This window comes from Crateriforma conspicua (assembly GCF_007752935.1).
Classification (GTDB): domain Bacteria; phylum Planctomycetota; class Planctomycetia; order Pirellulales; family Pirellulaceae; genus Crateriforma; species Crateriforma conspicua.
The window spans coordinates 3,117,747-3,141,720 of the sequence record NZ_CP036319.1 but is presented as its reverse complement, the minus strand read 5'-3'; the positions used below and the strand labels follow the sequence as shown (position 1 = coordinate 3,141,720).

Annotated in this window: 21 protein-coding genes; 8 read left to right on the top strand and 13 right to left on the bottom strand. The window is 60.5% G+C overall.

Annotation, left to right across the window (positions count from 1 at the left end; genetic code table 11):
- Positions 1-87: 87 nt before the first annotated feature.
- The 3 genes from Mal65_RS11890 to Mal65_RS11880 form a co-directional block, all read right to left on the bottom strand.
- Complete coding sequence (locus Mal65_RS11890) at positions 88-1,323, bottom strand: competence/damage-inducible protein A (protein WP_145297656.1); 1,236 nt, start codon at positions 1,321-1,323, stop codon at positions 88-90.
- Between the two features lie 138 nt (positions 1,324-1,461).
- Positions 1,462-2,016 (bottom strand): DUF6702 family protein, encoded by a 555-nt coding sequence (locus Mal65_RS11885; RefSeq protein WP_231131351.1) that lies wholly within the window; start codon positions 2,014-2,016, stop codon positions 1,462-1,464.
- A 21-nt stretch (positions 2,017-2,037) separates the two neighbouring features.
- Positions 2,038-4,452 (bottom strand): M1 family metallopeptidase, encoded by a 2,415-nt coding sequence (locus tag Mal65_RS11880; protein WP_145297650.1) that lies wholly within the window; start codon positions 4,450-4,452, stop codon positions 2,038-2,040.
- Between the two features lie 273 nt (positions 4,453-4,725).
- Here Mal65_RS11880 and eboE point away from each other — a divergent pair, with 273 nt between their 5' ends.
- Entirely contained in the window at positions 4,726-5,916 is a 1,191-nt protein-coding gene (gene eboE / locus Mal65_RS11875) for a metabolite traffic protein EboE (RefSeq protein ID WP_145297647.1), read from the top strand.
- Positions 5,913-6,632 carry a pyridoxine 5'-phosphate synthase gene (locus Mal65_RS11870; RefSeq protein WP_145304859.1) on the top strand — a complete coding sequence of 240 codons (720 nt, stop codon included), beginning with the start codon at positions 5,913-5,915 and terminating at the stop codon, positions 6,630-6,632. The genes eboE and Mal65_RS11870 overlap by 4 nt, the downstream gene beginning before the upstream one ends.
- Before the next feature lie 57 nt (positions 6,633-6,689).
- On the opposite strand, the gene Mal65_RS11865 is transcribed toward Mal65_RS11870, so the two are convergent.
- Positions 6,690-7,547 carry a hypothetical protein gene (locus Mal65_RS11865; RefSeq protein WP_145297644.1) on the bottom strand — a complete coding sequence of 286 codons (858 nt, stop codon included), beginning with the start codon at positions 7,545-7,547 and terminating at the stop codon, positions 6,690-6,692.
- A gap of 304 nt (positions 7,548-7,851) precedes the next feature.
- Here Mal65_RS11865 and Mal65_RS11860 point away from each other — a divergent pair, with 304 nt between their 5' ends.
- A complete protein-coding gene (locus Mal65_RS11860; protein WP_145297641.1) occupies positions 7,852-8,328 on the top strand; it encodes a hypothetical protein in 477 nt (158 codons plus the stop codon).
- Here Mal65_RS11860 and Mal65_RS11855 read toward each other — a convergent pair.
- A complete protein-coding gene (locus tag Mal65_RS11855; protein ID WP_145297638.1) occupies positions 8,313-8,663 on the bottom strand; it encodes a lipopolysaccharide assembly protein LapA domain-containing protein in 351 nt (116 codons plus the stop codon). The genes Mal65_RS11860 and Mal65_RS11855 overlap by 16 nt on opposite strands.
- 141 nt (positions 8,664-8,804) lie before the next feature.
- Here Mal65_RS11855 and Mal65_RS11850 point away from each other — a divergent pair, with 141 nt between their 5' ends.
- Together Mal65_RS11850 and Mal65_RS11845 are read left to right on the top strand one after the other, a co-directional pair.
- A complete protein-coding gene (locus Mal65_RS11850) occupies positions 8,805-10,007 on the top strand; it encodes an ImuA family protein (RefSeq protein ID WP_145297635.1) in 1,203 nt (400 codons plus the stop codon).
- The gene (locus Mal65_RS11845) at positions 9,928-11,694 is read left to right on the top strand and encodes a DNA polymerase Y family protein (protein WP_165701216.1); all 1,767 of its coding nucleotides are present in this window, start codon (positions 9,928-9,930) and stop codon (positions 11,692-11,694) included. Before Mal65_RS11850 ends, Mal65_RS11845 begins: the two co-directional genes overlap by 80 nt.
- 309 nt (positions 11,695-12,003) lie before the next feature.
- Here the strand turns inward: Mal65_RS11845 and Mal65_RS11840 are convergent, their stop codons facing one another.
- From Mal65_RS11840 to Mal65_RS11820, 5 genes are all read right to left on the bottom strand, one after another.
- Positions 12,004-12,390, bottom strand: a complete 387-nt coding sequence (locus Mal65_RS11840) for a hypothetical protein (RefSeq protein WP_145297629.1) — start codon at positions 12,388-12,390, stop codon at positions 12,004-12,006.
- Between the two features lie 187 nt (positions 12,391-12,577).
- Positions 12,578-13,330: a polyprenol monophosphomannose synthase gene (locus tag Mal65_RS11835; protein ID WP_145297626.1), complete on the bottom strand. Its 753-nt coding sequence runs from the start codon at positions 13,328-13,330 to the stop codon at positions 12,578-12,580.
- Between the two features lie 35 nt (positions 13,331-13,365).
- The gene (locus Mal65_RS11830) at positions 13,366-13,791 is read right to left on the bottom strand and encodes a hypothetical protein (RefSeq protein WP_145297623.1); all 426 of its coding nucleotides are present in this window, start codon (positions 13,789-13,791) and stop codon (positions 13,366-13,368) included.
- Entirely contained in the window at positions 13,791-15,722 is a 1,932-nt protein-coding gene (locus Mal65_RS11825; RefSeq protein WP_145297620.1) for an ExeA family protein, read from the bottom strand. The genes Mal65_RS11830 and Mal65_RS11825 overlap by 1 nt, the downstream gene beginning before the upstream one ends.
- A 293-nt stretch (positions 15,723-16,015) precedes the next feature.
- Positions 16,016-16,912: a hypothetical protein gene (locus tag Mal65_RS11820; protein WP_145297617.1), complete on the bottom strand. Its 897-nt coding sequence runs from the start codon at positions 16,910-16,912 to the stop codon at positions 16,016-16,018.
- A gap of 191 nt (positions 16,913-17,103) precedes the next feature.
- Between Mal65_RS11820 and Mal65_RS11815 the strand changes: the two genes are divergently transcribed.
- From Mal65_RS11815 to Mal65_RS11805, 3 genes are all read left to right on the top strand, one after another.
- Positions 17,104-17,772, top strand: coding sequence for a phosphoribosylanthranilate isomerase (locus tag Mal65_RS11815; RefSeq protein WP_165701215.1), 669 nt, complete (start codon positions 17,104-17,106; stop codon positions 17,770-17,772).
- A gap of 290 nt (positions 17,773-18,062) precedes the next feature.
- The gene (gene ahcY, locus Mal65_RS11810; protein ID WP_145297613.1) at positions 18,063-19,400 is read left to right on the top strand and encodes an adenosylhomocysteinase; all 1,338 of its coding nucleotides are present in this window, start codon (positions 18,063-18,065) and stop codon (positions 19,398-19,400) included.
- Positions 19,401-19,569: 169 nt separating this feature from the next.
- The gene (locus Mal65_RS11805) at positions 19,570-20,775 is read left to right on the top strand and encodes a PEP-CTERM sorting domain-containing protein (protein ID WP_145304858.1); all 1,206 of its coding nucleotides are present in this window, start codon (positions 19,570-19,572) and stop codon (positions 20,773-20,775) included.
- Here Mal65_RS11805 and Mal65_RS11800 read toward each other — a convergent pair whose 3' ends face one another.
- From Mal65_RS11800 to Mal65_RS11790, 3 genes are all read right to left on the bottom strand, one after another.
- The gene (locus Mal65_RS11800; protein ID WP_231131350.1) at positions 20,776-21,213 is read right to left on the bottom strand and encodes a GNAT family N-acetyltransferase; all 438 of its coding nucleotides are present in this window, start codon (positions 21,211-21,213) and stop codon (positions 20,776-20,778) included.
- A 56-nt stretch (positions 21,214-21,269) separates the two neighbouring features.
- On the bottom strand, positions 21,270-21,773 hold the full coding sequence (locus Mal65_RS11795; protein WP_145297607.1) for a hypothetical protein: 504 nt from the start codon (positions 21,771-21,773) through the stop codon (positions 21,270-21,272).
- 113 nt (positions 21,774-21,886) lie between these two features.
- A complete protein-coding gene (locus tag Mal65_RS11790; RefSeq protein ID WP_145297604.1) occupies positions 21,887-23,941 on the bottom strand; it encodes a multiheme c-type cytochrome in 2,055 nt (684 codons plus the stop codon).
- Positions 23,942-23,974: the final 33 nt, after the last annotated feature.

Below are 23,974 nucleotides of genomic sequence, written 5' to 3'. Positions count from 1 at the left end.
ATCGAAAGCGAACAGTTCACCCGGCACGCCCCAAAACCGTCACACGCAAATCGGTGATGCCGTCAGCCGCACTATACCCGCGCCGCGTCATGATGTCGCCGAAAGCGTGGACCGCAAAAACGCCAGCGCGGCTTTTGCGAACCGCGGCTGAACAATCGAAGGGTGCCCGCCCAAGGTCACCGTCTTTTCCTGATATCCGTCTTCACCGCTCAGCACGATGATCCGCACATCGGCCGCAGGCAAAGGCCGGTCGTCATGCAGTTCCAACGATGGGTATCGATCCACCGCTAAAACATGCGTCGCACCGAAACGATCGGCCAGCGTCCGCGCCGAAGCCACCCAGTCGTCGCCTTCGGCCAACTTGATCACGTCGTCGGTCACCGCCAGCGATAAACCGCCACGATAGGCCGGTGTTTCGCCGAGCGCCGCAAACCAATCACCCAGCGGCGCGGCGAAACCGAATTCAATCACCAGCAACGATTGCCCTGCCGAGCGCAACATCTGGTCGACCGCGTGATGTTGTTCAAAGTTTTCGCCGCTGCCAAAGTAATAGTGGCCGACACGACGCATAATTTCCGCTTCGGTTTCCCGGATCGCTTCGTCACACTGTTCTTGCGAACTGCCGGTCGCTGTGATCCGCAGCGAAATCGTCGCCGCTGAAACGGTGATGCCGACGCGGGGTTGGCGATCGCGGGCGATCATGTCCCCCAACTGCTGTTCCATGTCGCTTTCGCCGGTCCCGAAGAACCGCATGACGTGATGCCGGATGACGGTGTCGCCGCCGGCCATCGCCGCGATCCGTGGGGCCACCGTCTGGTCGAACATCGTCTTCATTTCCGCCGGCACGCCTGGCAAAGCAAAAATCCGCGACGGAATCCGGCCTTCGCGGTCCACCGCCAGATCGACGCCCGGTGCGGTGCCTTGAGGATTGACAATCTCATCGGCCGACGGAGGGAACATCGCTTGCAACCGATTCCGTTGCGGCATCTCGCGTCCACGCCTGGCGAACATCGATTCGATGTGCTGAAGCGACGATTCCCGCAGCTCCAGCGGCTGGCCGACCAAGTCCGCCATCGCCTGGCGTGTCAAATCGTCTTGCGTCGGCCCCAGGCCTCCGGTGCAAACGATCGTATCGGCTCGCTGAACGGCCGCGGCAAAGACGTCGATGTTGTCCTGCAAATTGTCGCCGACCGTGGTGTGAAATTCGACCGACACACCCAATTCGCCCAACCGCCGACTGATCCATTGGGCGTTGGTGTCCAGCCGAGCTCCGCTGGTCATTTCGTCGCCGATGGAGATGACTTCCGCGTTTAGGTGACTCATGCTGCGCCGGGCCGGTGGATGGGTGGGGAACCAGTGAAGTGGTGGGAAACCTGTGCGATGGTGACGCCAAGACGATCGGGACCTACGACCAAGGTCGGAATCAGCCGCCCGCCATTGCGAACAGCCCACAGGATCGATTCACCAAGAAGCCGTTCGCACCGTGTTTCTGGCATCGAACTGTAGCGTCACCGGCGGCGACGTGCCTAGCAGACGTACCCGGTGGACGTACCGTGAATCGTGGTCCCGAAGTAACGTGCACCGCAGCCGATTCGGGGCGGCCGATGGTTGTCCGCCTTCGTCATCCGGCCGCGAAGCAACACCGGCGACGTCGATTTCGAAATACCACCACACATAGGCCCCGTCGGGTTCTTCGCCGACCCAGTGGTATCGTCCGGCCGCATCACGGGGCGGCTTGGCACCGACACCGAAATTCCGTGCCAGATAAACAAGCCGACGTCGTGTTTGCAACGAGACGGCTTCGTCATCTGTGTCGCGTTCCGCCGTCGGATCGGGTTTGGCGTCGGGGACGGAAATTCGCGACGCGACCTTATCGATCAGTTCCGCGTCCAGCACGTCCAAGCGCAACGCGACTTCCAAACGACCGGATTTCGCATTGAACTCCACCTCCGCCTCGGTCGCGTGGACCGGATGCAGAAAAAGCAGACCGAGCAAAGCATACGCGGGCATCAACATCACCGTCTCCATCACGTTGCCTTACTCCGATGCATCATCCTGTTTTTCCTTGGCGTCATCCGCCTTAGGCTTGCCGGATTCCTTTTTGCCAAGCCCCGCCTTTTGCATCGGGTTCTTGCCAGATGATTTCGACTTGTACAGCTGAAAGCGTGACGGCACCACGCGGGGCGGGAAATGGTTGTTCGACAGATCGACATCGGCGGTTTGCCGTTGCGGGTCGACTTCGATCCGCAGGATGCTTTTTTCAGTGATGAACAGCTTACGCACTTTACGGCTGTTGGCCCGCCAGATCTGTGCCGGGACCGTCACCTTTTGATTGGAACCATCATCGAAGTACAGACGCACGATGATCGGCATGACCAGCCCGCCGACGTTTTCAAAGGTGGCGACATAAAAGTTTGATTTGCTGCGCAGCATTGCCCGCTGACGGTCGTCCAAGCCTTCGATCATTTTATGAAAGGCTTTGCGTTGGTCTTCGTCGACACCGTCGGGGTCATAGTCGGGGCTGTTGTAGTAGTCCTTCAGCCCCGGTTGCCAATCGATGCGACGTCGCAGACCGGCGTTGCGTTCTTCGCTGAGCGTGGGTTCCTTTTCAGCCTTTTCATCACGCCGCCGGTCGGCCGCATCATCGGGGTCACCGTCATCGATCGTGTACAGTTGCAGATCGGTGATGGCAATGTCCACGTGATCGGTCGTGTAGAACCAACCGTGCCAGAACCAATCCAGGTCGGTCGCCGAAGCGTCTTCCATGGTGCGAAAGAAATCCGCCGGCGTCGGCCGTTTGAAACGCCAGCGTCGACAGTATTCACGAAACGCAAAATCGAACAGTTGGCGTCCCAGGATGGTTTCCCGCAAGATGTTCAGGGCCGTCGCCGGCTTGGCGTAGGCGTTGGCGCCGAATTGCAAGATTTCTTCGCTGCCCGTCATGATGGCGCGTTGATTGCCGCCCTTCATGTATCCGGTGATCTTTTCCGGTTCGCCGCGACGCGACGGATAGTCTTCTTCCCATTCCTGTTCGGTCAAATACTGCAGGAACGTGTTCAGGCCTTCGTCCATCCACGTCCATTGCCGTTCGTCGCTGTTGACGATCATGGGGAAAAAGTTGTGGCCGACTTCGTGGATGATGACGCTGATCAAACCATACTTGGTCGCATTGCTGTACGTCCCATCCTTTTCCGGCCGCGGCCCGTTGAAACAGATCATCGGGTACTCCATCCCATACACCGGGCCGTTGACACTGATCGCGGTGGGATAGGGATAGTGGAACGCGTAACGGCCATAGACGTCCAAGGTGTGGACGATCGCTTCGGTGCTGTACTGGCTCCACAACGGTTCGGCTTCGTTGGGATAAAACGACATCGCCATCACCGATTGGTCCCCGGAAACGGTTTCCATGGCGTCCCAGATGAATTTGCGGCTGGCGGCGAACGCAAAGTCACGGACGTTGTCGGCGTGGAAGTCCCACGTTTGCAGATTCTTCGACGGGTCCGCCGATTCGTTGGCACGGGCTTCGTCGGGGGTCACGATGAACACCGGCTTGTCCGACTTTGTGGCTTGTTTCAAACGTTGCTTCCAAGCCGGCCGGTAAACCTGATCGGGGTTTTGCAGCGTGCCGGTCGCCGCGACCACCATGTCATCAGACACGGTCAAGCGGACCCGGTAATCCCCCAATTCCAACGTGAATTCGCCGCGTCCTAAAAACTGTTTGTGTTGCCATCCGCAGTAGTCGGTATACGCGGTCAGACGTGGGTACCACTGGGCGATTTCATAGATCCGGTTTCCGTCATCAAATGACTCAAAGCCGCCGCGTCCGCCGATGACTTTGGTTTCGATGATGTTGTAGTGGTATTCGACGCTGAAGCGGATCGATTGACCGGGCATCAAGTCGTCGGGCAAATCCACACGCATCATCGTGTCGACGATCGTGTGCGGCAGGTCTGCTTGTTCGTCATCGCGGACCGCATCGATCTTGAACCCGCCGTCAAAGACTTGCTTGGCCAGCAAGCCACGCATCGCGCCGAACGACATTCGTGATCCGAAACTGGGGGCCGTCTGGGTCATCACGGCCGCCGAATCGGGGTGGAAGCGATTCTGGTCCAGCTGCAACCACAAGTACCGCAGCGGGTGTGGCGAATGATTGTGATAGGCGATTCGGCAGGTGCCACGGATCGATTGATCGTCGTCGTTCAGTGTGGCGTCGATTTGATAGTCGACACGTTGCTGCCAATAGGCCGGCCCGGGCGCTCCGCTGGCGGTTCGCGTCGGCCCCGGTGTGGGCAACCGAGCATCGATTTGGGCGAACCGGTCCAGCGGATCAACGTGCTTGGCGTTTTGGATCCCTTGGGCGGTTGCCGTTGGCCGGCCAAAGCCGTCGCCCAAACCTGGGAAGCCGAAGATCAGGGCCAACGCGCAAATCGTGGTTCGGTGTGCGGGCATGAAGGATCGCAATCGTTGTCGGCGGAAGAAACGCGGCTGGGGGGGAAACGCGGCGGGTGGCCCATGGGGCAACAGGACGGCGGGGTCAGGCGGGCCGACCGTCCGATGCGATTGCATCATAGTCAACCGTGTGGCGAAACAAATTGCGTGGGCCCCTTGAACACGGCCTGAAAGTGGATCCGATTCGGGTGGCCGGCGGGTTCCCAACCGGGTCTACGCCGGGTCGTCGGCTGGCCATACAATCGCGGGCCCGAATCCGTACAATCCCACGCCATGAACAGGAGCAGGGCCATTCACAGTCACGCGACGACGATCGGTTATTGCACCAATGTCCACGCCGGAACCGATCTGGAATCGATCCGCGAAAATCTGATTCGATACTCGCTGCCGGTTCGAGACTTGGTGGGTGGTCAATCGCTGGGCGTCGGACTTTGGATCCCCAACGACGCGTCGGTGGAATTGATCGACGGCGGCGCGGCAGAGTTTGCCGAATTTCTGCGTTCCCGACGTCTGGCGGCTTTCACGATCAACGGGTTCCCGTTTGCCAACTTTCACCAGGACGTCGTCAAGCATGACGTCTATTCACCGGCCTGGTGGGACGATGCACGGCTGGAATACACGCGGCGGTTGGCAGCCATCCTGGCCGTTGTCCTGGACGAATCCCAAAGTGTGGGATCGATCAGCACCCTGCCGATCGGTTGGGGCAAATCACCGGGTGATGAAAAGATCCACAGGGCGGGTGCGAATTTGCGGGCGATGGCGGATTCGCTTGAAAAGCTGGAATCGACCAGCGGACGCCGCATCGTGCTTGCGATCGAACCGGAACCCGGGTGCTACCTGGACACCGTCGGGGATTGTCTAGCGTTTTTTGAAAAGGAATTGCCGGACGAATCGCACCGGCGTTACATCACCGTTTGCCACGACGTGTGCCATAGCGCCGTGATGATGGAAGACCAACGTGACGTGCTGTCGCGTCTGGCGACCGCGGGCATCGGCGTGGGCAAGGTCCAAGTCAGCAGCGCGATCCTGGCCGACTGGGATAGCATGGCGATCGGTCGACGCCATGAAGCGATCGATCAATTGCGTGACTTTGCCGAAGACCGTTATCTGCACCAAATCGGACGCAAGAAATCGGACGGCAGCTTTGAATTGGTCGAAGATTTGCCCGGTCTACTGGACAGCCTGCCGACCGACGGCGATCCCGTCGCCGGCGACCAGCGATGGGTGATCCACTTCCATGTTCCCATCTTCTTGGAACGATTCCGGCACCTTTCCACGACGCACGACGAAGTGGGCGTGGCGCTGCGAACCCTGGACAGCCTTCAGGGCTCGTTGGACTTTACCGGGCACTTGGAAATCGAAACCTACGCCTGGACGGTGCTGCCCGAATCGATGCGTCGTCGCGGGTTGTCCGATGACATCGCAAGCGAAATTGAATGGCTGAAAAGGCAACAAGATCAATGATCCATCTGGGCATCAACGTCGACCACATCGCAACGGTCCGCCAAGCACGCCGGACCTATGAACCCGATCCCGTGATCGCCGCGGCTTTGGCCGAACAGGGCGGGGCCGATGCGATCACTTTCCATTTGCGTGAAGACCGGCGGCACATCCAGGAACGCGATGTCGAAATGCTGATGCGGACGGTGACGGTCAAAACCAATTTCGAATTGGCCTGTGCACCGGAGGTCGTCGCGATCGCCTGTCAATGGAAGCCCGATTGCGGGTTGCTGGTGCCCGAAAGCCGCGAAGAAGTGACCACCGAAGGCGGGCTGAACTGCACCGGCGACACGTCACGAATCGGCGAAGCGATCGCCCGTCTGAAGGACGCGGGAATCAGCGTCAGTCTGTTCATCGATCCCGACGTCGCCCAAGTCGAAGCGGCCGCGGCGCTGGGTGCCGATTCGGTGGAACTGCACACCGGCCCCTACGCGTTGGCAAAAGGTGCGAAGCTGGACGCAGAACTCGATCGCTTGGCCAAAGCGGGCGACGTCGCGGCATCGGCCGGGATGCAGCTGCACGCCGGGCATGGGTTGAATTATCAAAACGTGCGCCCCGTCGCGGCGCTAAAGAACATCCACGAACTGAACATCGGTCACTCGATCGTCAGCCGTGCTGTGATGGTCGGCATGAAGGATGCGGTGGCCGAAATGCGACGCATCTTGGACTTGTTCGTTTAGCGTCCCAGCCCGCGGGCCGGTCATGCGGATGGCCGCCGATCAAGCGTCAGCAGTGCATCAGTCGTCCAGCGCGACGCCGACGACGCGACGGCACCAGTACGCGAAACGTGTGGACGTGGGCCACAGCGCCAAGATTCCGGCGATGGCCAAGAACACGGTCAATTCGGCCGCCCAAGACCGGCCGGCAAACTGAGTCGCCAGCAGCCCCGCGATCGCAAACGCTGCGGTCGTCGCCAACGTCAACGTGAAATGGGCTCGCGCCAGATCACGGCTGCCTCGGCATTCGGACAACATCCTCGTGCGGTCGTTGTCCCAGGCCGGGGTGAAATCGATGATCGACAAACCGTCGGGACGGTGGCTGTGCCGACGACGAATGTGTCGGCCTCGCGTGGCCTTGAACAAACGCGAACCGGACACCCAAAGTCCAATGCCGACCAGGAAGGCGACCGTGATCGCGGTGCCGGCAACGGAGGCACTCATCCAGGTCAGATCGACGCCTTGTCGTTCCAGCCAAGCCGTCATGATTTCGCTGATCAGGATCATCGACGAAGCGGCGACCAGAATCGTGCGGTGACAGTTCAGCACGTCGTTGATGGCCGGGCCAAAAAACATCTGCTCTGGCAACCGATCATGGATCGGGCCGTAAAACGCCGGCGCCAACCAACGCTTGATCCGCAGGGTCAACCAGCCGGCCGGGATCAGCATGAAAATCCAAATCAACGGTGTCGCCACCGGAGGTTTTTCCCACAACTGGCCGATCCCGATGGCGATCAACGCGATCGGATAGACCGCCAGAACGGCCAGGGCCGCCGACGCCGCCCACGTCAAAACCGCCGCAAAACGGATCGGCCCCACGTGGTCGGATTCCGACCGGCGGGCTTCGGTGGATGAATAGGGAAAGGCCGCGTCGCTCATGCTGTGTCTGTCGTTGAAAGAATCACCGTCGGTTGACCACGGCCGGGTCGGTACACGCCGTCGGGTAAAGACGATGCGAGCCTAGTTGCCGCGGGCCGAAACGCCGGTCCGAAGTCGTGGTGGAGTCAAAGATTGGTGGCCGGTGACGGCCCATTGGGTCGGCTGTAGGGGTTTTGGCGAAGGAAATTTCTGGGCCGGTGATTCGGGTCGTGACCAGACGTGTCACGGGGTCTTCGAAGAATGCGAACGCCGTGGTGGTGACACCACCGGAGGCGATTTTCCAGTTCTTTCGGAGACCCGATCGATGACCCAGCTTTCACTGTTCGACTTTGGCTTTGCGAACGTCACCGGCGGACCAAGCGTTGCCGGACACCCCGATGCCGCCGCCAGTCCTTTTCCGGCCAACCCCGTTTCGGCCAGTCCCGTCCCCGTTGTCCGGCCGTCGGTTCGGTTTTCGACGCTGTTGCCCGAAACGTCGCCGACCACCCCGAACCACGCCGATCAAGTCGACGGGGCGGTTTATGAAGAACGCGAAAAGTTTCACACCGCTCCGCCCACCAGCGGCGACCGTCCGTCGCTGAAAGAACTAGCGATGGCGATCCACCAAGGACGCCAGCAGCTGGAACGAGCCCCCAAGAATCACGTCAACCGCATCGGCGACTTGGCCCAAATCGTCCTGCGACGTCACCAGATGGTCGCCCAGCGTCGTGCACGCCATGCCGCCCGTTTGGCGGAACCCCAAGCGATCCTTGCGGGGGACTCGGTTCACAGCAACGGGTGAGTGTCGCCTTGACCGCTGCCACCGCCCGATGGACCGGGCGCCGCAGCTGTGGCGGCCTTTTCTTCCGCTTTTTGACGACGTTTTTCGGCTTTGGCCGCTTTGCCGGCCCGTTGCCGAGCGTCTTTTCGTTTGCGTCGGCCACGCTGGTGCCAAAGCGTCGCCAACGCCCCCAACAAGAATCCCGACGCCGTCGTGGCCAACAACATCAGCGTCAGCGAATGCGTGCCGCGATAGGTCAACAAAGCCAATTCGACCGGCGTGCTGTTTTGAAACGCCACGATCACCAACAGCACGATGGCCGCCAACAAAAAGAACCAGCGGATTTTTTGCAGCACGCGATTTCCTCACGCCGATGAATGAAATTACTGTACGCGGTTACACCGAATTGCTAGCATAGCTTTCGGCGTCCCATTGGCCGTCTCGACAGCCGCCGACTCGTCACCCTTTGCCACCAACGTACATCGAGAATCCACCCGATGGCGACTCAACAGCTTTTCGACTTTGCCGCTCAAACGCGACCGGCCGGCACGGTTCAGGCGGATCGCTCGGACAATCAGGGCGCGGATTCGGATTCCTTTTTGCCACCACCGGCGGTTGCTTTCCCCGTCGACACCCCCGATTCGGTCGCCCGTCCAGATCGCCGTTCGGAAATCGGGACTGCGGAAACAGAGCGTGAGGAAATAGAGCATGCGGAAACTGGGGCGGAGGATCGGCAGGCATTGCTGGGCCGTTTGTCCAAGATGATCGGCGGCCACACCGCCGGCGAAGCGGACGCGGCCGACGTGACAGACCCGAATCACGTCGGTCCGACACCCCAGGCTTCCCTTCCAAAGATCTCCCAAGCCCCAGCGTTTTCGACCGGCTGTGACGCCGTGGACGCTTGGCTGCCCCGTGGCGGATTGCGAACCGACGGGATCACCGAATGGATCAGTTCGGTACCCTCCGGCGGTGCGCTGACGTTGGCGATGGTCGCCGCGGCGGGCTATCTGCGAAACGATTTCTGTCCCGACCGACGCCCCATCCCCGCCGGGCCGGGACGCTTGGCCGTGGTCGATCCGCACGGTCATTTTTATCCGCCCGCCCTGACCGGGTTCGGGATCGATCCGGCGGGGCTGTTGTGGTGCCGAACCGAATCGGACGCGGACACGATTTGGGCGACCGACCAGTTGTTACGCAGCGGCTGCGTGGGCCTGGTGATCGCCTGGGCGCCCCGACGACTGGACGACCGTGACGCGCGGCGGTTCCAGTTGGCGGCCGAAACGGGACGCACCCCGGGCTTGTTGCTGCGAGGTTCGACATCACGGGGCCGCCCCAGTTTTGCCGACACCCGATTTCACGTCGCCAGCCGTCCGCTGACGTTGCCCCGGCGCGATGAAGCACGATCCAACCGACATCGCGACACGTCACACTTGACGCTTCCCAACTCCGGTGCAACGCGTCGTCCGCAACGACCATCGGATGGTCTGCGCGGGCCCGCCCGTCGACAACAGCGTTTGTTTCAAATCACGCTGGACCGCTGCAAAGGCGGCATGACCGGGCGCAGCGTTTTACTGTCGATCGATCACCGATACCGCATCCAAGTTCATTCAGAACCGCTGCATGAAAAGGCTGCTATGCGTCTGGCTTCCCGACTGGCCGATCCAAAGACTGCGGATGCGCCGCGACGCGACGTCGGGTGACATTCCAACGGTTCTGTGGCAAAACGATCCTCGTCGCGGCCGTGTGGTCGTGGCGTGTTGCCGGCGTGCGACCGCCGCGGGCGTGCGATTGGGCATGTCGGTGGCCCAGGCGACCGATTGGCTGCAGCGTGCCGGCGCGCCGGATTCGTATCAGCTGATCGAACATAACCGTCACGCCGACGCAGGGGCGATGGACCAGTTGGTCGAACGATTTCGAAATCGTTTGACGCCGATGATCGGCACCGAAGTGTTAGACCGTTTCCGCTGGGCGGGGCGATCGCTGCATTGTCGCGAATCGCTGATCGGCGACCTGCATGGTGTGACACACTTGTTCGGTGGTGAATCCGACGTGATCGCCGCCAGCGACCAGATCTTGGCTTCGTTGAACTTGTCCGGCCGGATCGCGATCGCCGACACGATCGGTGCCGCCTGGGCGGTGGCCAACCACGGGCACGGGCGAACCCGGATCGTTCCCATCGGATTGACCGTCGACGCGGTCGGCGACCTGCCGACATCGGGACTAAGGATTGCACCGGAGACGGTGACGATGCTGCGGCGTCTGGGCGTGGACACGATCGGCCAAACGTTGGCGTTGCCCCGAGGCGGGCTGGCCACACGGTTGGGTCAGCACGTCGCCGACCGCTTGGCCCAATTGGTCGGCGATGTCGAAGAACACTTCACCGTCGCCCAGCGTCCCGTGTGCGACAGCGAATCGATGCCGCTGGAATACCCGACCGAGGACATGGCGATCCTGGTGGACCGGATCGGCCGCTTGATGGAAAAAGTCAGGGCGGGCTTGGCGACACGGTCGTGTGGGGCACTACACGTGTCATGTCGCCTGGACCTTTCGGTCCACCCGCCGCTGACTGTGGACGTTGGCTTATTTGCGCCGACGCTGGACACCGGCCACTGGTTGACTCTGGTGCAACAATCGATCGAATCCCAAGGCTTGCCGGCACCGGTCCATCGTGTCACCGTCTCGGTTCCCCACACCCAGGTGATGGCGACACGACAGCAAGACCTGTTCCGGCATGGAGATGACTCTTGCGGCGGCAGCACCGTCGCACGGCTGATCGATTCGCTGTCCAACCGACTGGGTCGCGAAAACGTTTGCGGAGCCCGCCTGACTCGGGATGCCCTGCCCGAGAAAGCCTTCGAAGAATTCCCGCTGGCCGGACGATCCGCCCGCTGGTTCGCCCAAGCGGAAAAGTCCTCCGCATCGTCGCGGTCGAAAGATGGCCATCAAACCCGATCCTCATTCTTGCCCCACACCGACGAAATCATGCGTCGGCCGTTGGAACTATTCGTTACACCACACGTTTTGGTCGCCCAGAAATGCCGCCCAAATGCCAAGTGTGACAATTTGTCCAGCAGCGCCGACCTGGGTAGGGAAGAATCGGACACGGGGCCGTGGCATCACGCCAACGCACGCCTGGCTGAACACCAAACGGCCATCGGACCGGGCGGGATTCCCCGCGGATTTCAATACGCCGGCCAGCATCATGCGGTCATCCGTAGTTGGGGCCCCGAGCGGATCGAAACCGGCTGGTGGGCCGGCCCGTGTGTCCGCCGCGATTACTTTCGCGTCGAAACGAATCGGGGTCAGTGGTGGTGGGTCTATCGTGATCTGACCGCTGATACCCCCAAAGACACACACGAATGGTGGCTTCACGGCATCTTTAGCTGATCCGTACCGTCGTTCTGACGTCACGAATGGGCTGGGCGAAACGAGAACACAGAGCGTCTGCGTGTTCAGAACCGCGACGAAACCAAGCTTTCAAACGGCCGTTTCGCAACCCGAACACAGTCTCCAAGGGTATTCGCGTGCTCCCGCCGCAATCCCCGCATTGAAATGCGAAAAAAATCTCGCGGGCTTTCTAAAGTTATCCCGCCGACCAGGGATTCGCCTGACTGACCATCGCCCCAGGCCCCCAAACGCTTGGTTTCATCGATCCGTGTCTTCCCAGGCCAGTGACCGACCAAAGCGGCTGGATTGCTAGGCAGATTGCCCGGACACGTCGTTGTCTGGCCTGGACGTGCGAGGTCCGACCAGCACTTTCGCGTCCAAAACGCCTTCGTCGACCAGGACTTCGTCCACGCCGGGAGTCTGGTCCAGTTGCTGCAGCATCAATTCGCCCAACTGGGCGCGATTCAGGTATCCCATCTGGATCGCCACGCGTCCGAACGGCAACCGGGTGTCGCTGGACTGTGCCAAGTCACGTTGCTGCGCCAGAACGTCAAAGACCTCGCCCATCCGCATCATCTGATTATCAACCGCCAATTGGCCCACCGGCTTTCGCAGTGCCACTTGATGACGCAGCGCTTGAACCAACTGGTCCGACGAGACCATGCCGCGGTCGATCAATTCAAACGGAATATACATCGGCGTTTCGCCTGTGCCCTCAGTCCCAACAAGACCCAATCCCCAGTTGAAAGCTATGTCAGGGACGTCGGGGAAAACGGCAAATTCTCCGGCGAATCCGGCATTCTGTGGGGGCTTTCCCGGACGTGTCGGCCACAAAACCGTTGCCACCCGCCGAATCGGCCATCCGGAAAGCCGGAAAATGCGGTCACCGGCTGGGCGAACGCGAAAGTTTGACGATGGAAAGGGCCGACGAAACCGCTTCACCGATCGTCAGCTTGCTCTCGCCGACCTGCCGCTCGGTGAAGCAAATCGGGACCTCCGCCATGACCGCCCCTTGTTGACGCAGACGCACCAACAACTCCTCCAACAACGCATAGCCGTTGTTCCGCAGGCCGTCCAAATCCAACCGCGATAAGGCGTCGACGCGATAGCAACGCATCGACCCGCTGCAATCGCTGACGGGCAGCCGCAACCAGTGGACCGCGAACGTGTTGACCATCCGGCTGAGCACTTTGCGGCGCACCGGCCATCCGACGATCGAACCGCCACGGATGTATCGCGACCCCACGACGACATCGGGCCGGTCGTCTTGCAAAGCCCGCTCCAGCAACCGCGGCAATTCCGCCGGGTCGTGGCTCAGGTCCGCATCCAGATTCAGAAAGAAGTCGTAGCCCTGATCGACCGCCGTTTGCACCGCGCGACGGATCGCCCCCCCGAGCCCCCGCTGGTCATGCCGCACGATGACTTCGGCGCGGCCGTTTTTTGCCGACCATTCCTGGGCCAATTCCGCCGTCCCATCGGGCGACCCGTCGTCGACGACCAACAGATCCGCGTCGGGCATCGATTCGCGCAGCCCACGCAACATCGCGACGACGTTGCCGGCTTCGTTGTAGGTACAAATGGCGATCAGCACTCGCCCCGGCGGCGACGTGGGTGCCGGTGAATCAGAACTGGGCAAAGCAAACGTCTTTCACGTGCAACGGCGGGTCGCGTCTAAGCCGCCCGAGGTCGATCGCACAGTGGGACCGGTGTCACCCAGGCGGGAAATTCCGTACCCGCTTGAGCATAGCCCACGACGATTTCGCCATGAATGCCGCCTTGACGACCGATCATCAACGGTCGCTCGATGGACCAGTCGACGGGCGATTCGGATGACGCTGACGGATCGCGTCGCAGCATCGTCGTCCACCGATCCCGCCATCCCGCGGAAACCGGCAACAGGGCGTCGATACGCAGACGCGTCGTCCGGATCGGTCGGCCATCGCGATCCTGGCCATCGGCACATCGTGCGACTTGTTCCGCCAAGGCCGCAAAGAACGCGCGTCGCAGGCGAACCGAATCGGGAACCACCAGTGTGGGCGTCGATTCCGTTTCCCGCACGACGCACAACAGATGCTCAGCCAGCGGGGCCAAGTCCATCAGCCGTTTCCTCGCATCTTGGCCAGCATCGCTTGGAAGTCGACCGCAACGGGTTCGTCTTTCTTCGTTTCCGCAGCCAGAGTGATCGGCGCCGCCGCGGTCGGAACCTCCGTGGGAACGTCTTCTTCGACGACCAAGATGTCGCTGTCATCGCGACTGGTTACGTTGCCCGATTCGTCTTCGTCGAACCAAGCGACGGGTGATTCGGCTCCCGTCGCCGCAGGTTGATGCAGCGACAGCGGGGCGACCTGGTCATTGCCCGAATCCACCAAGTCGTCTTCGGACAAGACGATCTCCGGTGCATTGATTCGCAACCCAGCATCCATGCTTTGGACGTCAATGGTTTCTTCGACCATGTCATCGTCCTGGCGATCGGCGGCCGCCTGAGCCTCACCCGCAATTTCGCTGACTTCCATCTGCAAGGACGATTCCAAATCATCCGACGTGGCGGCGGCTTCCGCCGATTCCGCGTCGCGGCGGGCAACACCGACGGCCAGCTCTTCTTCTTCTTCGAAGTCGCCAAACAATTCCGATTGCTCGGGCGTCGGGTCAGCCGCGACGGGTTCGGACATCATCGGTTCGATGTCCGTTGATTCGTTGCCTGGGCCGACTTCCGCGTCGCTGGACAGATCGATGTCGCACGATCCGACCACGTTCACAACGCCGCCATCGGTGTTAAAAACTTCGTCGCCATACGGATTCTGCACGACGACGTTTCCAGCGACGATCGACGACGTATTGACAATGTCGCAGCTGGATTCGCAAGCGGTGTCACATTCCGAACCACAGCTGGATTCGGCCGGCTGGTCATCCATGGTGACGGATGCAACCGGTTCCGGTTCCAGATCCAATTCAAGTTCCAGTTCCAACGACGAATCGGCGTCGGCGACGTTGGATTCGTTGCGGCACGGCTGGCTGCGGCAAACGCCGTCGCCGCATTCCGGGGCACCGCAGGGCGAAGCGGCTTCCGCTTGCGGCTGGACCTTGGGCGTTTCGATCATCCCGTCGTGGGCGCCCAAGTCGCTGAGAGCACCGAATTCGACGTTGCTGGAAAGCGTTTGATCGGCGCGGTCGCCAGCCGACATCGATGGTTCATCCATGATCGGGCTGGGCAATTGCTGTAACGTGGCCCAGGCGTGATCGATGATACGATCGGTGATCAGGGTTTCGCCCAGACTTTCGGCGCAATCGATCGCTTGGGTCATCAACTGATTGACCAACCGCGGAATGCCCGCACCGGCATGATGCACCGCCGCAATCGCCTCCGGTGTAACGGTCTGTTCCGGCTGCCCACCACAACTGCGAATGGCTTGTTCGACGTATTCGCGAGTTTCTTCGCCATTGAACGGATGCAGATAGCAACGGGTGGCGACACGTTGGGATAAAGCGTCCAACGACGGAGTCGCCAGGGTTTCATCCAGACGAGGACCGCCCGACAACACGGCACAAACACGCGGTTGTCCGGCAACCATGATATTGGTCGCCATGCGAATGGATTCCAACACGTCGGTGCACAACGACTGGGCTTCGTCGATCAGCAACAACAACCCGTGTCCGACGGCGGCGTTCTGCTTGACATGGTCGACCAATGCCAAGTGCAAATCGCCGGCGTGCAGTGAATTCAGATCGACGCCAAGAGCGTGCAACACGTGACGGAAAAAGGCTTCGGGACTCTGCAGCCCGGCGTCACCCAGCTGGACCACCGTCCGCGATCCGAAAAAGTGCTTGGCGACCAATTGGATCAACAGCGATTTGCCCGTTCCGGGCGGGCCGATCACCAACGACAAGGCTTCGCGGGCATCAATGCTGCGGACGACGCGGTTCAGCGAATCGCGGAGCGTCCCGACGGGAATGTATCGATCCACGCTGGGGAATGCCGGGAATGGCGGCACGCGAAACATCGGATTTCGATTCGCTTCGGGAGATCGCATCGTTTTGTCAACCAATCAAAATGTAGCGGAGGATGTTGACGTGATCGGCGGCCTTTGGCGTCGGGTCGATCGGGTGTCCCGTCGCCGCCCATCAGCCGTCCACAGACGGTTATCGATTCATTTCGGATCGTTTCGCCGGCGAACTGAAATGCAAGTCACGTCAAGTTTGACGATTCGCCAGGATTTTTCGCTTGGCGCGATTTCGCGGCCGCCGTGGGTGGACGATTCGGCATACAAGCGTCCAGGGGGCGATCGGATCCGGGCAGATCCGAACGACATCAACCCCGAAACGCTCAGGCCCCGGTCACGTTCCAAACACTCAGCAGTGCGGCGCAAGCGACGCCGATCACCAGCAGACGTCGAACGTGAAACTGGGCACCCTGCCGGATTTCAATCCAGTCCTTGGGCAGCGCGATGGGTAACTGATGCGAAAGATTGGCATCGTCGGTCAAGACCGCATCGCCCCCGGAAATGGATGCGGCGGTTTGACGACCTGAATCACCGCCCGAGTCTTCGGCCGATGCGAGCGACTTGATCGCCGTCAATCGCCAACCGGGACAGTAGCGGCACCAGAATGCATGAGCGGCACCGGATACGATGGCCAGAATCAGTGACACGGGCAAACACCATGGTGCGACCGGACCGGGTACAGTGCCCAGCAATTGCACCGGAGATTCCCCCAGTTGCCGGCGAAGTTCTTGGACGCGTTGATCAATGTTGGCCAAGACAACACGGCTGTGGTCGGCTTGGCGTTTCCAGTCCACGCTCGGGGCCGCGTCCGCACCGTCTTTGGCCAGGCTTTCGGCCGGGGATGTGGTTTCGTAGCTGACCGGAACCACGGCGTCGTCCGCGTCGTCGACGGGCGGCGGCTTCACCTGGTTCAATTGATCATAGTGGCTGGCCGTTTCCATCACCCAACGATGCCAACCGATCTTGGCCACCGGTTCGGTGACATCGCGGTTTTCGATGCGGCGGCGCAGGAAATTCAGTTCCCCGACATTCAAGTTTCGGGCAAACCGCTGGACCGAACCATCGGCCCGGCGCAGTTGAATCAACTGCATCGCTTCGCCGCGCGGCCACCAGCACCAAGCCAACAACGCGACGCTGCAGCCGACGACCAAGGTTCCCACGGTGTGTGACCGAGCTTTGATCGTGAAACGCTTCATCTCACCGGCACCACGCCTGGTCATTCCTGATGATCCCTTCCGCAAGACAGTTCCCCTTGGTGGGTCCGAGCCCAGAAAGGCGGGCCGGATTCCAGTCGGCGGCATCACAGCTGAACGGTAGCACCGCCTTGCCGAATGCTCCAACCCCAGATCATCATCGGCGTTGGCGACGGGTTTCGGTGAGTGGATCTTTGCGGGTCGAAAGGGCAAGTGCGATGTTTCAGGTCAAGATTTGCGGAGTTCGCCTGAAGAGCGACGTTGCGGCAGTCGCGGCGGCCGGCGGCGATGCGGTGGGTCTGAACTTCTTCCCCCCCAGCGTGCGATTCGTGGACCCGATGTCCACCGACGCATCGCAATTGGCCGATGCGGCCAGGGGCCACGCACTGCGAACTGTGGGCGTGTTCGTCAATGAACCGGTCGCCCGGATCCGCCAGATCAGCGAATGGTTGAACTTGGACGCGGTCCAGCTGCACGGCGACGAACCGATCGACCAGGCGATCGAATTGCAGGGCGATGGATTGACCGTCATCCGAGCCATCAAATTGCCGGTGGCCGACTTGACGACTGACCAGATCGACGCGGCGACGGGACCTGCCGCCGCCGCGGGGCTGCACTTATTGCTGGACGCCGACGCGGGACGCATGCACGGTGGATCGGGCAAGACGCTTCACTGGCCGGCGATCCATCAGTGGTCGGCCGACAATCCGGACGCTCGCTGGACCCTGGCCGGCGGGCTGGATGACGACAACGTCCGCCAAGCGGTGGAAGTGTCCGGCGCGACCAGCGTTGACGTCGCCAGCGGTGTTGAACGCCCGCGCGGCGTGAAGAATGACGATCGAATCCGGCGTTTCGTTTCTGAATTCCAAGCCGCCAAAGCCGGCTGACCGCCGCTCGGCTGCCGGACTGACCGCATATCCCGACCTCGATGGGGGACTTCGGGCCAAGTATCCGGTCGACAGCACTGTCCAAAATCTTTTCGACACTTAGACTGTGTGGCAGTTGGGCGCAGCTTACGGTTGGGCCCAGTGAAAGTGTTGTCGCAGTCGCGTTCGGCGGATTGTGGACCAGCGGGAGTCCCCGTGATCGGTCCATAACCCCTCTGACGCGGCCGCCCGTAGTTCGGCCGGCGGTATCGGCTGATCCTTTTCGTTGATGAAATTCGGGAGAATCCCACGTGTCGCAAGTTCAATCCGAACGCTTGCCTTACAAGGTCAAAGACATCTCGCTGGCCGATTACGGCCGCCAAGAAATCAAGTTGGCCGAAAACGAAATGCCGGGCCTGATGGCTCTGCGTGCCAAGTACGGTGAAAGCAAGCCGCTGAAGGGCGCTCGCATCGCCGGCTGTCTTCACATGACGATCCAGACCGCCGTCTTGATCGAAACCTTGATCGAACTGGGCGCGGAAGTCACCTGGTCCAGCTGCAACATCTTCAGCACCCAAGACCAAGCCGCCGCGGCGATCGCCAAGGCCGGCATTCCGGTTTACGCCTGGAAGGGCATGACCGACGAAGAATTCGATTGGTGCATCGAGCAAACGTTGCATTTCCCGTCCGGCGAACCGTTGAACATGATCTTGGACGACGGCGGCGACTTGACCGCCATGGTTCACGACAAGTACCCGGAACTGCTGACCAACATCCGGGGCATCAGCGAAGAAACCACCGCCGGTATCCACCGCTTGATGGCGTTGCACAAATCCGGCCGCCTGCGTGTACCGGGCATCAACGTCAACGACTCGGCCACCAAGTCGAAGTTTGACAACTTGTACGGATGCCGCGAATCGCTGGCCGACGGTGTGAAGCGTGCGACCGACGTCATGCTGGCCGGTAAGGTCGCCGTGGTCTGTGGCTATGGCGACGTCGGCAAGGGCTGTGCCCACAGTCTGCAACGTTACGGCTGTCGCGTGATCGTGACCGAAATCGATCCGATCAACGCGTTGCAAGCCGCAATGGAAGGTTTCGAAGTCACCACGATGGACGAAGCCTGTAAAGAAGGCCGTCTGTTCGTCACCACGACGGGCAACAAAGACATCATCTTGGGCAAGCACATGGAACAGATGCCTAACGACGCGATCGTCTGCAACATCGGTCACTTCGACACTGAAATCGACGTCGCTTGGTTGGAAGGCCAGGTCGCCGACGGCAAGGTCAGCAAGGAAGAAATCAAGCCGGCCGACATCGGTGCGGTCGATCGTTACACCTTCGCCGATGGCCACAGCGTGATCGTGTTGGCCAAGGGCCGCCTGGTCAACTTGGGCTGTGCGACCGGTCACCCCAGCTTTGTGATGAGCACCTCGTTCACCAACCAAGTGCTGGCACAGATCGAACTGTTCAACAACGGCGACCAGTACGAAATCGGCGTCACCATGCTGCCGAAGAAGCTGGACGAAGAAGTCGCGCGACTGCACCTGGGTGCTCTGGGCGTCAAGCTGACTCAGCTGACCGAAGACCAAGCGGAATACTTGGGCGTCCCGGTCGAAGGCCCCTTCAAGCCGGACCACTACCGCTACTAGTCAGCCCTGATCGGCTGGCCCCCCACGGGTCCGGCCAACAACCAGACACACGCCAACGCTCGGCCCCTACGGCCGAGCGTTTTTTTTTGCGCAATCCACCATGCGGTGGTTTATCATGCCCCCAGGTGAACCCCGGGGCCGATCCAGTTGCTCTCCATGAAGCTTGTACATGAATCGCGTCAGAACCGCAGTTGCCCTGCTCATTTCCGTAAGCTTGACCGGTTTCAGCCAGGCACAAACGACACCCAAGATGGGTGCCATCGGCGACAGCCTGCTGGACGAGCATTTCGATCAAAGCGAGGTTGGCGTCAACCTTGGCTACTCAAAGAACGCATTTGAAATCTTGGTTGACACCGGCCGCATTGACGCGGGTTCGACCAACCCCGGCGGTTGGGGTGACACTCGTGGAACAGGGTATGAATACAACTGGGCTTTGGCCGGATCGACAACGCAGTCGCTGATAGACGACGGACAACACACGAACCTCGCCGCCCAGGCATCGACCGAAGGCATCGGAAAAGCCGTACTGATCGTGGGCTCCAACGACTTGTTCCCCTGGGCGCCACCCGGCGGAGTGGTCACCAACTTGGCCAGCTCCAGCGGCCCCTATCAATCGATCTACAGCGGCTTGTTAGATCAGGGAACGATCGACGGCTTTGCCAACGCCGCTGTTTCGCGCGTGATCGTCGCCGCCGGTGCACTCCGGGATGCAGGGATGGATGTGGTCGTTGCAACAGCCCCGGAGTATGGGATCACGCCTTTCGCACAAGCGTTCTACCCCGACGCGGCGCGGCGTGAATTGGTCGACGACGTCATGCAGCAATACAATGAGAATGCAAAGACAGCGTTGACCCAGCAAGGCATCCCGGTTGTCGATCTGTATCAGCTGACCAAGGACATTTGGGGCGACAACACATCCCCCAATGGCAACGGCGATTTCAAGGTTGGCAATCTGGAAGTCAATAAATTGGGCACCGGCGGTGTCGACTATTCCGATGTTCTTGCGGGAAATCCGTTTTTCCCAACCGACGCAACAACGGATGCGTTTGTGCACGATGGGATCCATCCGAGCACTTTGGTCAATGGTGTTTTCGCGAACCTGTTTTTGGAAGCGTTTAACCAGGAGTACGGTGACTCGTTTCAGCTGTTGACCGCCGGAGAGATCCTGGCGCAGACGACTCCGTCGATCGCGGGCCAATACGACGGCACCAGTCCGATCGTCCTGCCCGATAACGCCACTTATTCAAGCTACATCGCCTCAGCGGTTCCTGAACCGGGCACTTGCCTTCTGCTTGCGGTCGCGGCGGGATGGGGCTATCGACGGCGCGACACGATTCTTGTACGGGCTTCATCACGCTCGATGACCAAGCAATAGCTATCGCATCCGCCGCATGGCGATGTGGTCGATGGCGTCTTCCAAATAGACATCGCCGAAGGGGACGTAGCCGAAGGAGGCGTAGAAATCCTTCAGGTACAACTGGGCACTGATCCGTGATGAAGGGCTGTCGGGCGCCAGCGTTTCAATCGTCTGCACACATCGCCGGACCAACGCCTTGCCCAGGCCGATGCCGCGATAGTCGGTGGTTGTCAAAACACGACCGAATGATGGTTCGTCGTACCGCGTTCCCGCCGCCAACACCCGTGCGTACGCGGCAACGCGATCACCATCGACGCACAGCACATGCTGGGCGTCAAAGTCCAGGTCATCCAAGTCTTGGCAGATGACGTGTTGTTCGATGGTGAAGACTTCTTGGCGGGCTTGCAGCAATCGATACAGCCAACGACGCGACAAATCATCAAACGAACAAACCATCCAACGAAGCGATGAGTCTCCGTTTGACGAATCAGTCGGATCGGACGGCACCATCATCACTCCTTCGCGGTGTCACTGGCGGGGTCACCGGTGGGCGGCGTCACCGGCTGCACGCCGCCGGCTTTCCAAGCGATCGATGCCACCGCCAGCCACATCAATGCGGCGCCGATGGGCGCCAAAAAGACGCCGGCACCGGGGTCACCGTCATAGATGAAGATTCCGCCCAAAGCGAAGCCGCCGGGCAGCAACACCGATGCGGCCATCAAACCACGAGACGCCAAAAAGTTTCCCGTCCCCCACAGCATCGGCGTGATCGCCACACTTGCCGCGAACGCGATATGCACCAACGACAGCAAAGTTCCGTGGGCGTGTGCAAGCGTCCACATCAATCGCCGCACTTCGTAGGTTTCATCCAGGTACCAGCCGACTTTCAGCCCGTGCATCGTTTCCAGCAGAATGCCGGCGGTCACAAACAGCAACAACGAGATCCATCCGAACCGAAGGTGTCGGCGAACCAAGGCGGAACTGTGACCGGAAGGGGATGGTGAAAGGCTGGACACGTGATGCGGCTCGGGTCAGTGACGTCGGGGATGACAAGTTGGCAAAGGCAGGGGCGTGCTAACGTGGATCGCCGCCACGCGATCGTCGCCTGAAGGAGGATTCCGACGCCGGATCATTCCAATAGTTGCATCGGAGTATCGTCCCGCTGTTGCAACAGTTCATCGAAAGCCTGGCGATCGAACGCCCCGTCTTGTTTCCACAGCACCGCGCTGGGCGTATCGGTATCGACCGCTGTATCCTGTTGTTGCACGATGGTTTCCCATCGCTGCAAGGCTTCGTCCGCCGACGCATCGCGAGTTAGCGTTTCGGCCATGAATTCGAACTGAAATTCTTCGAAGCCCGGCACCGTTTTCAGCGAACGATACGCACTGAAACGGACCACATCATACGGGTCGCGCAGAAGCTGGGTCAGAAACGGGACCGTCCATCGTTTCCCGGACGTCGCCTGGGCTTGGTTCCACCCCAAGGTCCAAGCGGCAATCGCGCGAGCCCCGGCGTTACCACGAACCGCCATGTCCGCCATCAGAGACAGATTCTTTTGCTGCGGATCCAGGTCGGGAACTGCATAGCCGTACCAGTCGCGTAGATGTCCCGCCGTCCAAGCCAACGATTTATCCATGTGACACTGATTGCACGCGTTGGGACGTCCGGTTTCCAAGGTCGTCTGGACCGACGGCGTGTCGATCATGTGGCTGCGGATCGCTTTCATCAGCCCCGTCACCGTATAGCTCATGTGACAGTTCATGCACTGGCTGCCGGCCGAGCCCGGGGCATGTTTGGTGTGGGCTGCGATGACTTTTTCACTGCGCATGTCTTCGTGACACTGCAGACACGCCTGGTCCGAATGCATGTCGATCGCCAGCTGGTCGTTGGCCCACTGCTTGGGATCGCGCGGATCGTCATGCTCGCGATGCATTTGATGGCACGACAAGCACGACATTTCACCGTTTTGAAAACACGGTGCCTGGGACATGCCCGTCAGCTCGCGGCCGGAAACGCGAACCATGCCGTCGGACCAGAACCAGTTGTCCAGCTGCATGTCGGGATTTGTCAGCCGTTTCTTGAATTTTTCTGTCAAATTTGGCGTCGAACACTGCACTAGGTCTTCCATGCCGTTTTCGAACAGATCGTCGCCCGGCCGGAATTCAAAGCCTTCTTTGACGTACTGGGTGAACTGGTCAAAGTCTTTGAACATCCGAATGCTGTGACAACTGCCACAGATGGAGGACGTCCGCATGTGATCCAGCTTTGCCGGATTGATGATGGTGTCGTCGGATCCACGCAAATGGTTGGCGTATCGATTCAGCGGGTTCTTGTTCGCATCCACGTGGTCGCCGCCGGGCCCGTGACAGGCTTCGCAAGAAATCCCCAGCTCCATCACGGTCGGATCAATGGCGCCGAATCCTTGTCGTTCGCGATCAATTTGCGAAGCGTTCAACCGGCCTCCGGTCGCATGACATTTGATACAGGTCTCATGCCAAGTCCCCGGCTTTGTCAGTGGGAACGGGTATTCATCGGGCGGTTGCAGGAAGCTGGCCTGTCGCGGAATCCACTGACCTGTCGTCGCCAAGTAGGAATAAGGGGCCGGCAACAATTGCGGCATGTCGTCCTGAGTCTTCAGCCAATACTGTTGCTCGTGATGCATTCCGGTCGCCAGCACCACCGGAAAGGATTCGCGAATCGGGCTGGCACCCTGCCCCGCCGCAAAGGGTGCAATGTTCAAATCCATCATGAACGTGTCGCCGTCCCGATAAACCTTCACCTGCGCATTGGACGGCCCCAGTGTTCGACCATCGAAGGGTGCGATGACGTTTTCCGCGGTAGCGTCCTGGGTCATGGTTCGGTGCCAGGAATCATGCCAAGACTGGTGCTGGCCCGGATGGCAACTGCGGCAAGTGTCCGATCCGACATAGCGATCGTGCGGGCGGACCTCCGGCCACTTGGCTTTGGCGGACCGAACGGTGACCGGATCACGGTGGCTGGCGGCCGCCGCGGCGACGACGCCGACCAATCCGATCCAGCCAAAGATCGCCAACCAAGACCGCCCACTACGAACCGGCTTGCCGTCCGACGACGAATCCGCCGCCACAGAAAGAAAGACCACCAAGCCCGCGGCGACCAGCAGCATCGCCACCAGTCCCGATTCGATCCAGGTGAATGCCAGCACGCCAGCTGCCTCCTGCGGCAATGTTCTCGAAGG

Bases quoted from the DNA above. Each gene is read 5' to 3' on its own strand.
- Mal65_RS11805 (WP_145304858.1), top strand. From the start codon at position 19,570: ATGAATCGCGTCAGAACCGCAGTTGCCCTGCTCATTTCCGTAAGCTTG.
- eboE (WP_145297647.1), top strand. From the start codon at position 4,726: ATGAACAGGAGCAGGGCCATTCACAGTCACGCGACGACGATCGGTTAT.
- Mal65_RS11860 (WP_145297641.1), top strand. From the start codon at position 7,852: ATGACCCAGCTTTCACTGTTCGACTTTGGCTTTGCGAACGTCACCGGC.
- Mal65_RS11800 (WP_231131350.1), bottom strand. From the start codon at position 21,213: ATGGTTTGTTCGTTTGATGATTTGTCGCGTCGTTGGCTGTATCGATTG.
- Mal65_RS11840 (WP_145297629.1), bottom strand. From the start codon at position 12,390: ATGTATATTCCGTTTGAATTGATCGACCGCGGCATGGTCTCGTCGGAC.
- Mal65_RS11820 (WP_145297617.1), bottom strand. From the start codon at position 16,912: ATGACCAGGCGTGGTGCCGGTGAGATGAAGCGTTTCACGATCAAAGCT.
- Mal65_RS11850 (WP_145297635.1), top strand. From the start codon at position 8,805: ATGGCGACTCAACAGCTTTTCGACTTTGCCGCTCAAACGCGACCGGCC.
- Mal65_RS11865 (WP_145297644.1), bottom strand. From the start codon at position 7,547: ATGAGCGACGCGGCCTTTCCCTATTCATCCACCGAAGCCCGCCGGTCG.
- Mal65_RS11845 (WP_165701216.1), top strand. From the start codon at position 9,928: ATGAAAAGGCTGCTATGCGTCTGGCTTCCCGACTGGCCGATCCAAAGA.
- Mal65_RS11890 (WP_145297656.1), bottom strand. From the start codon at position 1,323: ATGAGTCACCTAAACGCGGAAGTCATCTCCATCGGCGACGAAATGACC.
- Mal65_RS11830 (WP_145297623.1), bottom strand. From the start codon at position 13,791: ATGGACTTGGCCCCGCTGGCTGAGCATCTGTTGTGCGTCGTGCGGGAA.
- Mal65_RS11880 (WP_145297650.1), bottom strand. From the start codon at position 4,452: ATGCCCGCACACCGAACCACGATTTGCGCGTTGGCCCTGATCTTCGGC.
- Mal65_RS11870 (WP_145304859.1), top strand. From the start codon at position 5,913: ATGATCCATCTGGGCATCAACGTCGACCACATCGCAACGGTCCGCCAA.
- Mal65_RS11825 (WP_145297620.1), bottom strand. From the start codon at position 15,722: ATGCGATCTCCCGAAGCGAATCGAAATCCGATGTTTCGCGTGCCGCCA.
- Mal65_RS11815 (WP_165701215.1), top strand. From the start codon at position 17,104: ATGTTTCAGGTCAAGATTTGCGGAGTTCGCCTGAAGAGCGACGTTGCG.
- Mal65_RS11885 (WP_231131351.1), bottom strand. From the start codon at position 2,016: ATGTTGATGCCCGCGTATGCTTTGCTCGGTCTGCTTTTTCTGCATCCG.